This window comes from Salipaludibacillus aurantiacus (assembly GCF_900111295.1).
Taxonomy (GTDB): domain Bacteria; phylum Bacillota; class Bacilli; order Bacillales; family Salisediminibacteriaceae; genus Salipaludibacillus; species Salipaludibacillus aurantiacus.
In genome coordinates, this window is record NZ_FOGT01000025.1 from 1 (window position 1) to 16,126 (window position 16,126).

Below are 16,126 nucleotides of genomic sequence, written 5' to 3' on the forward strand. Positions count from 1 at the left end.
AAAAGCATCACTCAACTCATTGAACCGCCGTATACGAGAACCGTACGTACGGTGGTGTGAGAGGACGGAGGGTCGAACCCTCCTCCTACTCGATTTGGTGTTTACCTTATTATGTAATTTTATACTAATATAGAAAATTCGCAGGAAAGTCGAAAAATAACCAAAATTATCTAAAAAAGTATTTAAATTTTACGACATTATCCGATATAATACACGATGGAGAGGAGTGATGAATAAGTGGTGAGGAAAAAACTGAAAAGGTCTTTCATTCTCTTCATTTGTTTTCTTCTTGCTTTCAGTTCTTTCGGAGCTATAAGCGGTGGCCAGGTTTCGGCCCAGGAAGAAAAATATTTTTATGAAGACGATGAAGTGCCTGACCGGGACAAAGAAGAAACCCGGGAACTGCCATTAAAGGAGGGAGATGAGGACGAACAAGTTATCATTCTCAAAGAGAGACTGATCCTGGCCGGTTTCTATGAACTGGAAGAAGAACAGGAATTGGACGCCCGATTCGATGAACAACTGAGGGACGCAGTTACAGAGTTTCAAAGTTCACAAGAATTGGAGACGACAGGGGAATATGACGAGACGACTCAAAACCTGCTGGCAGACTATTTAGAAAACGAATTAAACATTCTTTACAGTATTGACGATGAGTCTGAGGAAATTACTGATCTGAAAATGACTCTGTCATTTATAGGATACGGAAATTTCCCTGAGGAGCCCTCTCCGTATTTCGGACAACTGACAAAGCAGATTGTGGAAGAGTTCCAGGAAACAGAGGAGCTTGAAGTCACAGGAGCAATCAATGAAGAAACTCTCGAGGTTCTTATGTCACTTGTTGAAGAATACGACGAGGAACACACCGTTAATACAGACCTTGAAGAATCAGAGTCCACTGAAGAAGAAGCAGCTGAAGAAGATACTGTGACCGAAGAGGAACCTGATGAGAAGGAAACAGAGGAAAAAGAAATAGACAAGTCTCCTGACACAGAGGAGAGTAAAGAGTCTTCTGAAACAGAAGACAAAGAACAGTCCTCCGAAACAAATGTCCGTGAAGAAGAAAACTCAGTGAAAGATGAAGAAGAGGCTGAGGAAAAAGAAGAGGCAGCTGAAGAGGAAAGTAACGAAACAGAAGAAATAGACGAAAGCGATCCAGCTGCTGATGAGAACCAGGACGCTTCTGGAGAAACAAATGAAGAAGCAGAAAAAACCGAACAGGAAAGCCTGGAACCTGAGTCTGATAAAGACGGGGAAAAGAGAGAAGAAAAAGACCTCGAAGACTCAGAGGAAACGGACTCTTCAGCCTTCAGCATGTCGCTGATGACTGTGGAGGAACCACTCGCGCTGCCTTATGAGGATGGGGACAGCGGAGAGGACATCGTTACCGTTAAACAGGATTTAACCCGTCTCGGGTTTGGCAACTTCCCATCAGTCCCGTCAAACCGCTACGGTCCGGTGACAATGGGAGTCGTTGAAGAATTTCAAAAGTATTATGGATTAAATGCAACCGGTATAACAGATGAGGAAACATATGACCGGATTGCTGCGGAACTGAGCACAATTTATCGGGACGGCCAAGCCGACGAGGACATAGTTGAGCTGAAAAAGAAGCTGACCGTCCTTGGTTACGGGAATTTCCCATCAAGTCCGTCGAACCGCTACGGCCCTGTGACAGAAGGCGTCGTTAAAGAATTTCAATATAGTGAAAATCTGAGAGTGAACGGGATCGGTGATTCAGTGACAGTCGCACTTCTGGAAGAACGCTATTTAGAAGAATGGTATGCGACAGCAAGCCTGACCCTCCCTTATCAAAACGGAGACAGCGGAGAGGACATCGACACCCTCAAACAGGATTTAACCCGTCTTGGGTTTGGCAACTTTCCTTCGAGCCCGTCAACCCGCTACGGTCCGGTAACAATGGGAGTCGTTAAAGACTTTCAGGAGTACTACGGATTAAGCGCGACAGGCGAGACAGACCAGGAAACTTATGATCGTATCGTAGCGGAATTAAATACAATTTACCGGGACGGCCAGGCCGATGAGGATATTACAGAGCTCAAAGAGAAGCTGACATATCTTGGCTACGGGAATTTCCCAGAGGATCCGTCTGTCCGCTACGGTCCTGTAACAGAAGGTGTGGTCACAGAATTTCAATCCAGTGAAGACCTGACAGTTAACGGAATCGGTGATTCGGTGACAGTTGCCCTGCTTGAAACACGCTATCTTGAGGAACGTTACGCCACTGTTAATCTGACCCTTCCATATGAAGACGGAGACAGCGGGGATGACATTGTTACCCTCAAACAAGATTTAACCCGTCTCGGGTTCGGCAATTTTCCATCAAGCCCATCACCCCGTTACGGTCCGGTAACCATGGGAGTCGTGAGAGATTTTCAGGAGTACTACGGATTAAACGTTACAGGCGAGACAGACAAGAAGACATATGACCGTATCGCAGCGGAACTGAACACGATATACCGTGACGGTCAGGCCCACAAAGACATAGTTTCTTTCAAACAGGATTTAACAAGGTTAGGCTACGGCAACTTCCCGGAAGAACCGTCAAACCGCTACGGTCCTGTAACGGAAGGCGTTCTCCTTGAATTTCAAAAAGCTGAGGAGCTTGTGGAAAATGGAATTGGCGACTCGATAACAATGGGGCGCCTGAAAGAACGGACACTGGAATATCATAATGCCAATCTATCTCTTCCTTATGAGAATGGAGATGTCGGCGACCTGATCCGTGAATTGAAAATAGATTTAACAACGCTTGGATTCGGCAATTTCCCATCGAGTCCGTCCAACCGTTATGGCCCGGTAACGATGGGAGTTGTTGAAGATTTTCAAAACTACTATGGTTTAAATGCGACAGGTATTACTGATCAGCGGACAATGAATCAGCTGAAGCAGGAATTGAATACCATTTACCGTGATGGACAGGCTCACGATGATATCGTGGGATTTAAACAGGACTTAACACAGTTGGGCTACGGCAACTTCCCAAGCCTTCCGTCTAACCGTTACGGCTCAGTGACATCAGGTGTCGTTTCGGAATTCCAGGAATCACAGGAACTGGTTGTTAACGGGATAGGAGATTCCGTTACCCTGGCAAAAATTGAGAGCCTGCTTCCTGACCTTCCTAACCTTGGGAAAGGCGTCGTCACAGCGTCAAATCTTAATGTCCGTCAGGGTCCTGGAACGAGTTTCAGCATCATTGGCACGCTGGCAAACGGAACGGAAGTAAACTTATTGGAAGATACAGGCCACTGGTACCGTATCAGCCATTCGTCAATTACAGCGTCACCTGCTTATGTCAGCAAAACGTATATCCGCGAGGTGTCAGACAAGCTCTCTGTCCCTTATAAGGATGGAGATGCAGGAGACGAAATCGTTGAATTGAAAAAGAATCTTACGACGTTAGGTTTTGGCAACTTTCCCGAAAGCCCGTCTAACCGCTACGGTTCTGTAACAGAAGGTGTGGTTAAAGTGTTTCAGGACTATTACGGATTAGCAGTGACAGGGGAAGCAGAGCAGGCCACGCTTGATTATATCGATGAAGTCCTTGCCTCTTCTTATCAGGAAGGTAAGAGCCACGAGGGTGTAAGAGACTTAAAACTGAATTTGACGAGATTAGGTTTTGGTAACTTCTCGAGCAACCCTTCCAACTCTTATGGTTCAGTAACTGCTGGCGTAGTTAGAGAGTTTCAGGCTTATCACCACCTTGTTGTGAACGGGATAGGCGATCCAGTGACTTTAATGAAGATCAATTCAGAGCTTAATAAGCAGGGCGGCACGGGATATACCCGGTCGTACGATATGACGATTGAGCAAATGCTGGACAGGCAAATGACTCTCGGTCCTCAAACAGATTTATATGGGGGCGGCTGGCAAAATGCGAAGAGAGAAGATGTGAGGTATTACCTTGATCCGTTAAACTTTTCTCTTGATCCTTCGAGCAGGGACATGTATCAATTCTTAAAATTATCCCAGACTTCCGGAGTATCAGCGACCCAGCTGAACAAGATTTTAAGCGGGAAAGGCATCCTTCATCATACGGGAGCCACGTTTAAAGACGCCGCGGAAAGAAACGGGGTCAATGATATTTATTTAATCTCCCACGCGCTTCTGGAAACCGGGCACGGCACATCGATCCTTTCCAACGGGTCAATCGAAGTCGGCCAGGTCAGCACAAACAAGTGGGTGTCTATCCGGCCAACATCAAGCGGAAAAGCGACGTATATTCTCGAAAGAGTATATAATGACAGACTTAACCGCTGGAGCTGGGTAAGAACAAGAGATGACAATTTCGATACGAATGGAATGACGTTAAGACAAACGTATAACATGTTCGGCATTGAAGCAGTGGATAGCGATCCTTATACAAGAGGATCAGTAAGAGCCTTCCGTGAAGGATGGTTTACACCTGAAGCGTCAATTAGAGGCGGCGCCCAGTTCATTTCCAATAACTATCTTGAAAGAGGACAAGATACTCTTTACAAGATGCGATGGGATCCGGATTTTCACGAAGCAGCGGTAAGCAGCGATGTCCGAATTGCCAGGTCCTCTTTTTATCAATACGCGACAGATATTGGCTGGGCTTATAAACAGACAAGAATGATTAAGTCGTTGTATGACCAGATCGAAAATCCGTATCTGCCATTGGAAGTACCAAATTACAAAAGATAAAATTAGGTACTAATTCACAATTGTGAAAAATTATGAGTTTTTGTGAAAAGAATAAAGTATAATTATCGCAGGGGTTCTTTTTAGAGAACTCCTGCGATTTTTTTAATTTATTCAAAAGAGGGTGTTCAGATGAGAACAGGTATTCAATTAAGACTGGCAGGTTTGTGGGCAGTGATCGTAATTTTTGCAGGGACAGTGCTGTTCGCAACGGCAGCGGCGGCAGGTTCAGACAAGCCGGACGCAGTCCCGTACATAGATTCACAGATCGATATAAACTCATCCAGCCGGATAAATATCATTATAGAATTGACTGACACCCCTTTAGCTGTAAAAAAATCAGAAGCAGACGAAAATAAAACGGTTTTTGAGACAGCAGCAGCTGAAAAAGAACTTCGTGATGAAGCGGAAGCGTTCCTGAATTACCTCGAAAACAAAGGCATTGACTACAGTGGCCTGGAACGGTTTGAAGAGATATTCAACGGGTTCAGCATGGAAGTGTCCGCCAGGGATATTGAGAAACTGGCGCAATTTGATGGTGTAACAGGCGTCTATCCGGATCAGGAATACGAAGTGCTTTTTGAGGATGACGATGACTATGAACCGACATATGACGAAAATAAGACAATAGAAGTTAGCCAATTATGGGACCTGGGTTTAACAGGGGCTGGCATTAAAATCGGAGTCATTGACACCGGAATTGATTACCATCACCCTGATCTTGAAGACGCCTATAAAGGCGGGAAAAACTATGTTAACGACGGGCAGACGACACCGCTTGAAGGCCACGGTTCTGTGACAACAACGCACGGAACGAACGTCAGCGGAATCATTGCGGGCCGCGGTTCGGAAGAAGATAAAGGTGTGAAAGGGGTTGCTTTCGAGTCTGACCTTTATGTTTACCGTGTCATAGATAACAATGACCGGGGGAGGACGGCGGATCTATTAAAAGCGCTGGAGCAGGCATCAGCCGATAGCCTCGACATTCTAAACCTCTCCTTGTCAAGCAAGGTTAACGAGGCAGACACTCCATTAACGAGAGCGATTAATCAAACTGTCAAAAGCGGGATGGTTGTCGTTGTGGCGAATGGAAACGCAGGGCCTGGGCCAATGACAGTAGGCGACCCGGGGACAGCGGCAAGCGCTATTTCAGTGGCTGCAGCTTCCCTTAGGAACGGTGCTGAAAGCCTCGCTCCCTTTTCTTCAAGAGGACCGGTGAACGGAACGTATGATATTAAGCCGGATATTATAGCTCCTGGCTACAGTGTGTATTCCGCCACGTCTTTATCACGGGCGAACACAGATGACTACAGTCAGGCTTACGGCTATTATAATGGCACCAGTATGGCCGCGCCTTTCATTACCGGTGTTGCAGCATTGCTGCTTGAAGCTGACAGGAGCCAGACGGCTCAGGACATTAAAGCGAAAATAATGAACACAGGGGTTTTATTCGATGGCGGCGGAGTGAATGAGATAGGAGCCGGAGCTGTCCGTGCTATGAAAGCATTGGAAACACCGGTGACTGCGACTGTACAGGACACCATCCGGTACAGACAAGGGGAAGAAAATAAAGAACTGGTTCACCGGACAGGAAGCATCAATTTCGGTTCAGTTGAAATGGGCGGGTATTACAGCCAAGAGAAAACGCTCGAGCTGATGAACACGAGTAACCAGCCGGTGGAATATAAGGTGTCCTGGCGCTTTCTTAAAGACTCTATGGGCAACGAGGGAGTGAGCCTCGATATGCCGGAAAGGATTTCTGTTGGGGCCGGCGGAACGGCGGACATGCCAGTTGTTCTAAAAGGTAAGAATACTAGTGAGCCCGGCTACTATGAAGGGTATCTGACCTTGTCGGCTGACGGGTACCCGGAATTGACGTTGCCTTTCGGGGTGGAAGTCGGGACGGTGTCTAGCGTTATTGAGTCGGCCGCTGTCTCACCGGACATCTTTAACAGCGGGAGAAACAGTGTGGAAGTAACCTTTGAGCTGTCGGAAGACGTTTACGGCACAGAAATTCTTTTGTCCGATGAAGACGGCAGCGAGGAAATCGGCATTATTTCTCCATTTACAGAGGGCGGGTCAGGGAAATCTTTTAATTGGGATTTAACATACACAGACAATGCGTCCGGCGACACAGAAAAAGTGGCAGACGGCAAATACACGGTTCAGTTAAAAGCTTATACAAGTCCGTTTCATTATTTTTTAAAAGACGTACCCGTGCACGCTTACAGTGTGACTCCGGAAATTGAACTGCTGGGTGAAGATCTTTCAGACAACCATTTTTCAGGAAAAATAAAATCCTATTTTTCAGACGAAGGTGAAGCTTCCAAGGCGCTATCCGGCGGCTACACCCTTGAAAACAGCGGCGGTGTTTACAGAAATGGTGACCTGGAGATTGAAGACGATGGCTCTTTCGCTGTGACGAACAAACTGAGAGCGGGAGAAACGACGGTGACGATTGAAGTAACTGATCGTGCGGGTAATGCGGTAAAAGAGAGCTTTCTCGTCAATTGGTCCGGTATCTATCAGAAAGGGGACCAGGGCGAAGGCGTTAAGCAGCTGAAACAGAACCTGGGGAAACTGGGCTTTGAAAGCTCCGAAGACCCTGCAGATTATTTCGGGGATGGAACAGAAAAGGCGCTTGAAAAATTCCAGGCGTATTATTCCGTGCCTGTGACAGGAAAAGCGGATGAAGACACGCAAAATAAATTAGACGAGCAGTTGAGCACTATTTTTATGGATGGAAATGCCGATCCGGCTATCAGAGAGCTTAAAGTGAAATTGACACACTTAGGGTTCGGGAACTTTCCGGAACGCCCGTCTGACAGGTACGGCCCTGTCACCTCGTCGGTAGTGGACGACTTTCAAAAGCATTACGGGTTAACCGTTAATGGGATTGCAGATGATGTTACTCTCGGGAAAATGGATGCAGAGTGGGACAAGGCGCTTAAAGACGGGGATGACAGCGAGGCAGTCAGAGAAATGAAAATGAATTTGACGGCCCTCGGTTTCGGGAACTTTCCTGAGTTTCCATCGACCCGGTACGGCCCGGTGACAAGCGGGGTTGTGAGCGACTTTCAGGAGTCACATAGCTTACGTGTGTCCGGGACGGCCAACCCAATCACTTTGAAAAAAATTGAAGAACTGCTCCAGGCAGCGTTTAAGGACGGGGATGACCATCCTGATATCCGTCCCTTCAAACAGAAGCTGACAGCCCTTGGGTACGGCAATTTTCCGGAGCGTCCGTCTACCCGTTATGGACCGGTGACAGAAGGTGTCGTTAAGGAATTTCAGGCCGACAATGGCTTACAAGTTACCGGAACAGCTGACCATGTCACGATGAAAAAAATAGATGAGCTGCTTCAGATTGTTTTTGAAGACGGCGACGACCTGGAAGAAATCAGAGCATTGAAACAGGACTTAACTTTTTTAGGTTTCGGTAATTTCCCGAACCGTCCATCGACCCGTTACGGGCCTGTAACAGAAGGCGTCGTGAAAGACTTTCAGAAGTATTACGGCCTGCCTGCGACAGGTGTGGTAAACGTACGGACACTGGACGTGCTCAAAAGAAATATAAATACGATCTACCAGGACGGAAAAAGCACAGCTGAAATCAGAGAAATGAAGATGCAGCTGACAAGCCTGGGTTTCGGTAACTTCCCTGAGTCACCCTCAAAGAACTACGGACCAGTCACTGCAGGAGTGGTGAGGGACTTCCAGCAGCATCACAATCTCATAGCGAACGGGATCGCAGACACCGTGACGTTAAATAAGATTTATAGATAGAAAAAAACGAGGACATTGATTTAATGGGGTTACTAGCGCGTTGGGAAATAGAAACCTCAGACGTGGTGACCTTAAAATCGCTTAAACATTAAACAAGGGCATGGAGAACGGTCTCCATGCTCTTGTTTATTTGCTTGATTTACCTAGCTAAGTAAACTCCCTTTTAACCAGGCGCGTGAACGGTATGGCCCGACGGGAATTTGGATCAGGCTCGTTTTTCCTTTCGAATCGATCCTGTAAAGTTCATCACATTGCTTTGCATCAAACCCCAGCAATGGATGGCCTCCCATTCCTAAAGCACACGACACTAAGAGCAGCCGCTGCACAAGAATGCCCGCTTCCATCTGCTGAATACGGTATCCTCTATATCCTAATATCTCTTTGAGGTGATCCTTCTCTCCAACGAGATGAAAACAGAGTGGAACTTGATACATATTGACATTAGGCAGAGTTAATCCATATTGTAAAAATTCCCGGTAATCCCCCTTCGAAATTCTCCGAAGCACATGAGTTTTTGCGTCGTAAGAATAGGCACCATTAGGGATTCCCTCTACATTATAAAAACTGCCATATAAAGAAACACGAGTCTCAATCTGCCCCTTAGTATCGTCAAGATCATTGTGGTAAGAGAAAGAAAAGATCTCTTTTAATAAAGCAGATAATTGTGTCTGGTTTACTTTTTCTAAGGTAAAATCGCTCTCAGGAGAATACCGCTTCCTGCAAACAGAGGCGAAATCGAACGATAAGCTTTCTGCAGGTGGCAGCAAGTTTATCTCTGTACCTAATGGAAATTCCTTATTATTATTTTTCTTTAGTTTGACAAACGACTTTTTTGTTTCAAACATCGATACGTCATTCAGTTTTCTAAGCATCGGATAATCAATGACTCTCTTTGAACGATTATAGGAATGATGAGTCACCGCTGGAACTTCCCGGCACAATTCAGAGGCAGAAACCATGTGTTCGCTTTTTTGATCGTTGTCAGCACCAGTAAGTGGTGATTCCATACTTAATCCGATTACCGCATAGACGCTTTCCTCCTGGTCAGATAACCCAAGTAAATGATTAACAGCCCGGTCAAGAAATTGATAATATACCCGTGAAGAGAACCCCATCCGACCAGCTGCTTCTAATGATTGCCCAATGACCACACCTGCATCTAATCCTTGAAGTCTGTAAGAAAAATTATTGTATTTATAAAAATTTTTCCAAAAAACGGTTGAGACAAAAATGGTGCAAAAACAATCCGAATCAGAAAGGCTAGGGTCAATGCTTCTGGACAAGTAGGAATCGTAATTTCCTTCCCGTAACAAAACAAGACGATGATGCGCCACATCATAATGATAAATTCCTTCGGGAGCGCCATCCAGCTTTACATACACATATAATTCATTAGGGTACAACGCCCCGCCAGAGGGAACAAACCTCCGTAAAGACTGCGTAAAGCTCACATTCATTTCCTTCGTTCCATCAAATAAAGCAGATTGAGAGTAGTGAGTGAGACCGTAAACATACCATAAGAAATGACCAAGCTCTTGAAGACTGGGGTTTAAACCATCTTCTCTCCTCTTAAGTGTTAAAGGAATTTCTGTATTAAGAGCAATCTCAGGTAACCCGCGGTACAATTTATAAGGAAGCGGCGCATCCTCCCAATTTACCTCCCAGTCTGGGGGGCAGGTTTTATCCGTTTCAAAATGCAGGTGATGTAGAAAAGTATCCAGCTTCAAATCGTTTACCCTCCTGCTCTTCCATTACGGGAATGGATGGGGAAATGAATTAAGTTGCTCATACTGTAACGGTTTCTTCTCATATCCCAGCTGCACAGGTACCGTGAGTACCCTTTCCAGCCCTTTCACACGGGTGAGGTGATGCCCAAACGTCATTGGCAACATGCCTGGGATTAATACCTTCGCACAGTATAATCCATTCCGTTCAATGACAGGTGTTGTTTGATCAACCACAATCACATCCAGGTTTACACGGCGCAACCTCTGAAGAATATCCTGAAGGTCATCTTTTAAATCAGTATTGGCCGGCGGCTCCTTAAATTCCTCAGCAAACGTACGTAAAGGGCGGTGATCATCCAATAAAAAAGTCAGCCGTTCTTCTGCTTCTTTGAGACCATACAGCATCCCGTGATCCTCCATGGTACGGACTGCAAACGGATCTTTAAGCATCTTTTTATATTTCTTTCGGTTTTTCTCCAGCTTTTCATCGTCCCTGAACATCATTCCTGCAAGCTCGTAAATTGAGCTTTTTACAGCACTGACAGGATCAGGGTTTGCACCAGCTGCGCAAATAATGTTGACGCCTTTGGATCTTTTGTTTTTGGCGATTGCCCAAACACTTGGAATCCCATGTTCCATTGTTGAATTGTAAAAATAAAGCTCATAACCGGTAACTTCAGTTATACGTTCGACCATCAGCTGTAATTCTGTGTCGTTAGCTGAACGAAGATCAAGCCGCGGCAGGGGGAGCCTGGCATACCAAGTTAATAAGAATGAATCCCGCTCGACAACCTCCATAATCGCATGGAAAATGGCTTCTTCTAATGTTCCTCCTAAGGCGCATCCATTTGATGTTTCATACACAAAGCCATCCCCGCAGCTCAAACTATAGTAGGCAAGTAACTCTGGAACTAGAATCGGCCGCTCTTCCAGCAGCGAATAACCCCAGACCCAATTCATTGGCTCCTCAGGCTTAAAAGGTTTAAACGGAAAATCAGGCTTTTTATACTGCTCCGTTTCGTGTACCCCAACACTTAGAGGATTTAGTGACCATTCTTTTAAATGATCATAACTATCATGAACGACTGTCCTTTTTCCCCGAGGTTCGATGCCGCAGTATCGTTCCAAACCTTCTAATATGGCAGTCAGCTCACTCGTTTCATAAGAATTAGATCTCCCGGCTACTCCCTCGTCTCCTCCAAACAGCGGCATGTTCACTAACACATCAGCAAAAGGAAGCCTGAGATCCTGCATTTTTCCATTCATGAGCCCAGTACGGTAATCGAGATAATCTTTGACTAACCCTGTTTTTAATTCATCCATCGACCGACTACGATAAACGCTCTCCTTGATTTTAGGACTGGACTCTAACCGTATGTGAGCTAATTCTGAGGTATCTTCGGGTAATGAACTGCACATCGGACACGTTGGGTTAGGCAAAAAAATGTGCTGGGAGGTCGCTAACGTTTTCATGTTTGTAATTGATATTTTTTCTTCTAAGCTGCTGGATTCTCCTTGAAGAATCCTTTGCACCGCATGGCTGATCAAAGCAGCCATATGCGACAGCCCAACACGTGATGTCCAGGCATCTTGATGCATCCCTTCTTCTGCCGGCAATCTCCTTTGAAGCCCCCACATGTCCTTGCGATCAGGTCCCGCTATCATACGCCGCATATCAGCACAACCAGAACATCCCGGTGTATCGGGGCGCACAAATGGACCAATGATTCCTTCTCCAAACGACATGAACCCCCGAAGCCATGGAATACCTGCTTCTCTGAATCTTTCTTCCGCTTTCTGGTGAACAGAGGGATACCATGAATCGTGGAGTACGAGAGCTAATTCAGTTTCACCTGGAACGGCTTCTCCTATACTTTGCCGCTTTACATGATAGTTTTCGGATAAGTGATGATAGACGACATCCGCTAATAAACCACTTCCATTCATTATAATCAGGGAAGCCATCAGCAGTCCCCCTCTCGAACCTGTACACCAAACACCCCTGCCAGCTCATGCTTTAAAAAAGGTTCGAACGAAAGGTCATAACTAACTAAACGTTTTTTGTATTGTTTTAAAATCTGGATGGAAGATTGCAAGATTTCTAATTGAGTCATTCCATCACAAGAAGGAATTTTAAGCTGGATTCTCTTTTTATCAGCAAAGCCGTCTGGCACAGGTTTATCCCTTACCAGTGAATTGGGCTCGTTTGGCGTATTTAAATGAGCTTGTTTCAATGCCTGTCGTAAGGCCAGCGTTATATTTAAACCTGTTCTATGGTACGTTTGGCCATTTGATTTTATCCGGATAACAGGAAAGCCCAGAAAATTCTCCATTAAATCGATGTCCGGTGGCCCATTTAAAGTAGTCAGCGCATCTAAATAGTATCTGCATTGCTGGTCGTCTATTGAGTCCAGCTGCAGTTCAAAGTGCAGATTAGGTTGATCAGCCTTTCTTTCACTCAGCTTGTCATCTAAATAGTTTTGCAGTCCCCGACATACAGCTTCTTCAATTGTTTGCCCAGCACCGATGCCCATAAATCCTTCTCGTATAAGCGGGTCGTTCTGATTTTCATGTGAATCAACCACCTGTGACACATACATTTCAATGCCAGTCAGTCCGGCATGTCTTTTTGCTTCCTCATGTGTAAAGCCAGCACAAACAACTTCTGAGAGAAGGGCTGCCGGTCCGGAACTCATCGGGTTAACTGCCTGAACATAACACTGAGCCAGAGGAAGCTGAGGCAAATCTCGCTCCTCCCATGAATGAAAAATGCCTGCCTCTTCGGAAGTTAACTGACTAAAATATTCCAGCAGTTTACTGGGTGAATTTTTTCTGTTCTTTTCATTTTTAACCCTCACATCAAGGTCTTCAATTAGCGTGGGCGTTAAAACACTGGACGACACCAACGGGTGGGGAAGGTACGAGAGCCATTTCCCTTCCAATGTTTCGAGATTAAGCAGGTAAATTTGGCTGCTTTGAGCCTGACTTGAAATTCCTGCCGCTTTCTTGAAAAATTCAAACACAATGACATTGGCCAAAAGCGATCCGGCAGTTGAAGAGAAATTGGCAGGCTGATGATCATCTTGAACGGCAGACTGATGAAGGCGGCGCCATGCAGATTCCCAGCATCCATCTGATTCTGGCTTAACGACTGGACCCGCTAAGCCTGCATGTTCTAAACATATGGCTGGGAGAAAGACCTTACCTTCTTCTTTGCATGCGAAATTAAGATTCCTTAGTTCACTGATATTCCCATCCTGTGACACATACAGAACCCAATCGTAAGGATGCACCGCTTGTTTCCAAACATCATCCCCTTCTTCAAAAGACACCTCCATTACCTCAACCTCGGGGTCATCTTTTTGCGCCTTCTGCACCAGTTCATCAATACGGGACCGATTTGCAGGCATGGATTTCGTTACCATAAAGTAACATTTAGGAAGTCCCGATTCGAGTAACGCACTTACCAATGACACTAGTATGGGGCCAGCTCCGACAGCCAGAACTTTTGCCTTGCGGTATTCTTGAAAGTGGTACGCACCAGAATCTGTAAAATTTTCGATAAATTCAATTTGTGACGAGTATTTTTCCAAAACTGCAGGATTTAATTGGTGCGGCTGATCCTGGCTTATATCCCGTACAAAGCCATTCTGATACAATGTTTCTCCAATCTCATAAACTCTTTTCTTATACGGAGCTGTTAGTCCCTCGGTCAATTTTCCCAATGTTTGCTCCCCATTGAACATCGGCATCAGTGTTTCAATCCACTGATAGATGGTACTTCCTTTTAGACGAAAGGAGCTTTCATTATTTCTAAAATACACACCACCTTCTTGATCTGGTATATAAAATGTATCTTTATTTACCTTCAGTCGTGCGGAAGCGTTAAGTTTGGCCATTCAGCTCCTCCTTATTCATCGATACAAAATAGGCACTACCATTTTATGTAGTTTTATTTGTCCCTTATGATTACCTAAAAAAGTAATGCCCCTGCGATAATGATGCAGGGACACTTTATCCATGAAATAATTAAATTTTTTAAAAGAAAGGTTAACTTCCATAACAGCGGGAACAGTTATGACACCTGAAACAGTTATGGCACCTAAAACAATTATGACATCTAAAACAGTTAAAGCAGTTAAAACAGTTAAAAAAGCAGCCGAAGCAACGAAAGCATTGAAAACCGCCACAACGAAAGAAGCCTCCGCCCCCAAACGCACCAAGCTGGCGTGAATCTTCACTATTAACTTCCATAGGGGTTAACTCACCAACTTGGTATTGATCAATTTCCAAATTTTGCAATTGATTTTGGTAATTATACATTTTCATTCTCCTTTGTCTTTAATTTTCAGGTTAATCCCACACCTGACGGGAGAGTTCAAGGAAATTATTAATCACCTTTACACATTAAAAAACACCAGACATTTCGCTTACTCTCTTCAACACACTATGATTCCCTTTAGGTGATTGTTACTGATTTGATTGCCCAAATCTCATTGAAGGTATGGCCATTCGGGTTGGTTGATGGGAGATCCTAGGTGATTCACGCAGAATACAGCAGAAAATAAAATACGGTAATATCATTTAAAATATCCGCTAGCTTGCCTGATAATGAAATAGGGCTGCCGTCATCGACAACCCAGTGTTCAACTATTGCTCATGGAAAAAGCACCTGAATAATCAGGCGCTTTTCTTTCAATGTTTTTTTCATTTCCACTTACGCAATTTATTGACCTACTAATGGGTAAGTGATGAGTTCTTTAGTGGTATCATTGATTAAACGGACTTCCCAAGCATGAAAATCAAGTGCAGCGAGCTGCATCGCGTTCTCAAACACAATTAGATCTGCTTCCGTTACGACTTCTTCCTCCGCCGTGTATTGAACTGTAGCAATACCGTTCTCCATCGATGAGTTGACGATTTCCATTCCCTCTACAATCGCAGAAGAATAAAACGCGTCTTCACGATCTATTGAATGCATCGCCTCCACCGTCTCTGGAAAGGATAAAGGCTCACCACTCTCATCCTCCACTTGCTCATCTAACTCTCCGCCAGCTAGAAACAAAGTCTCCTCTAAATCTTCATCGTAGATCGTATAATAGCCGCGAGTTAGACCTCTTTCGTTTTGAACAATGAGGGGCTCATCAATGCCCCGTTCAGCCACAATGATGTCATTTTCTCCCTCTGGATTAAAAAATAACACTTCTTCAATCCCATATAAATCACTAATTCCCAACAGCGAGTCGTAAAATAAGCCCGACTGTGCGGAAGTGGCTGATAATTCATTTCCGTCTTCATTAAAGTGTATATGAAGTTTCGGCCACTCTACAGAAATATCAGCGTATGAGCTAAGAATATCTTGTTCAGAAAGATCTCCATCGTTAAGAGACATCTCTATACTCTCTTCATGTGACAGTTGTTCATCTCCATCACGTTTAATTGAAAATGCCGTATAAAATTGAACGATCCCGTCAACTTCTGCTTCAATATATTGTGAACCAATTAAGTAATCAGGAGTCTCTTGTGTTCCAGCATAAGCGTCAGAATCATTCTCGTCAGTTTCATCTATAGCATCTTCTTCATTCTCTTTATTGCCATTCTCATCTGCTTCAGTTAAAGACTCTTCTCCCTTATTCTCATTGCTGCCATTCTCCTCACCATTGTTTTCTAATTCTTCATTTTCATCTAAATTATACTCATCTGCAGAGCTTTCATCCACCGACTCGTCATTCAAATCCTCTGAACCATCCTCGGAATTTTGGCATCCAACGATTAGGAAAGCTGCCGAAATACATCCAGCTATTTCAGTCATTTTCTTCATTCGTAACGCCTCCTTTTCTATTTATTTGTATACCCTTCCTGACTGAAATCAACGTTTTATTCGTATTTTATAAGATCAAATTTAATAGTATCTACTGTTAAATTTA

7 protein-coding genes are annotated in these 16,126 nt (G+C 44.6%); 2 read left to right on the forward strand and 5 right to left on the reverse strand.

From position 1 onward, the window contains the following. Positions 1-237: 237 nt before the first annotated feature. Together BMW59_RS20015 and BMW59_RS20020 are read left to right on the forward strand one after the other, a co-directional pair. Positions 238-4,689 carry a peptidoglycan-binding protein gene (locus BMW59_RS20015; protein WP_093055892.1) on the forward strand — a complete coding sequence of 1,484 codons (4,452 nt, stop codon included), beginning with the start codon at positions 238-240 and terminating at the stop codon, positions 4,687-4,689. Positions 4,690-4,818: 129 nt separating this feature from the next. After that, positions 4,819-8,472, forward strand: a complete 3,654-nt coding sequence (locus BMW59_RS20020; RefSeq protein ID WP_093055894.1) for a peptidoglycan-binding protein — start codon at positions 4,819-4,821, stop codon at positions 8,470-8,472. Positions 8,473-8,615: 143 nt separating this feature from the next. On the opposite strand, the gene BMW59_RS20025 is transcribed toward BMW59_RS20020, so the two are convergent. From BMW59_RS20025 to BMW59_RS20045, 5 genes are all read right to left on the reverse strand, one after another. Further along, positions 8,616-10,199: a SagB family peptide dehydrogenase gene (locus BMW59_RS20025; protein ID WP_093055896.1), complete on the reverse strand. Its 1,584-nt coding sequence runs from the start codon at positions 10,197-10,199 to the stop codon at positions 8,616-8,618. 24 nt (positions 10,200-10,223) lie between these two features. Next, positions 10,224-12,164 (reverse strand): TOMM precursor leader peptide-binding protein, encoded by a 1,941-nt coding sequence (locus BMW59_RS20030; protein ID WP_093055898.1) that lies wholly within the window; start codon positions 12,162-12,164, stop codon positions 10,224-10,226. Further along, the gene (locus BMW59_RS20035; protein WP_093055900.1) at positions 12,164-14,098 is read right to left on the reverse strand and encodes a putative thiazole-containing bacteriocin maturation protein; all 1,935 of its coding nucleotides are present in this window, start codon (positions 14,096-14,098) and stop codon (positions 12,164-12,166) included. The genes BMW59_RS20030 and BMW59_RS20035 overlap by 1 nt, the downstream gene beginning before the upstream one ends. A 151-nt stretch (positions 14,099-14,249) precedes the next feature. After that, positions 14,250-14,528 carry a heterocycloanthracin/sonorensin family bacteriocin gene (locus BMW59_RS20040; RefSeq protein ID WP_342740579.1) on the reverse strand — a complete coding sequence of 93 codons (279 nt, stop codon included), beginning with the start codon at positions 14,526-14,528 and terminating at the stop codon, positions 14,250-14,252. A 397-nt stretch (positions 14,529-14,925) separates the two neighbouring features. Then, entirely contained in the window at positions 14,926-16,020 is a 1,095-nt protein-coding gene (locus BMW59_RS20045) for a hypothetical protein (RefSeq protein WP_093055905.1), read from the reverse strand. Positions 16,021-16,126: the final 106 nt, after the last annotated feature.

Bases quoted from the DNA above. Each gene is read 5' to 3' on its own strand.
- BMW59_RS20020 (WP_093055894.1), top strand. From the start codon at position 4,819: ATGAGAACAGGTATTCAATTAAGACTGGCAGGTTTGTGGGCAGTGATC.
- BMW59_RS20030 (WP_093055898.1), bottom strand. From the start codon at position 12,164: ATGGCTTCCCTGATTATAATGAATGGAAGTGGTTTATTAGCGGATGTC.
- BMW59_RS20035 (WP_093055900.1), bottom strand. From the start codon at position 14,098: ATGGCCAAACTTAACGCTTCCGCACGACTGAAGGTAAATAAAGATACA.
- BMW59_RS20040 (WP_342740579.1), bottom strand. From the start codon at position 14,528: ATGAAAATGTATAATTACCAAAATCAATTGCAAAATTTGGAAATTGAT.
- BMW59_RS20045 (WP_093055905.1), bottom strand. From the start codon at position 16,020: ATGAAGAAAATGACTGAAATAGCTGGATGTATTTCGGCAGCTTTCCTA.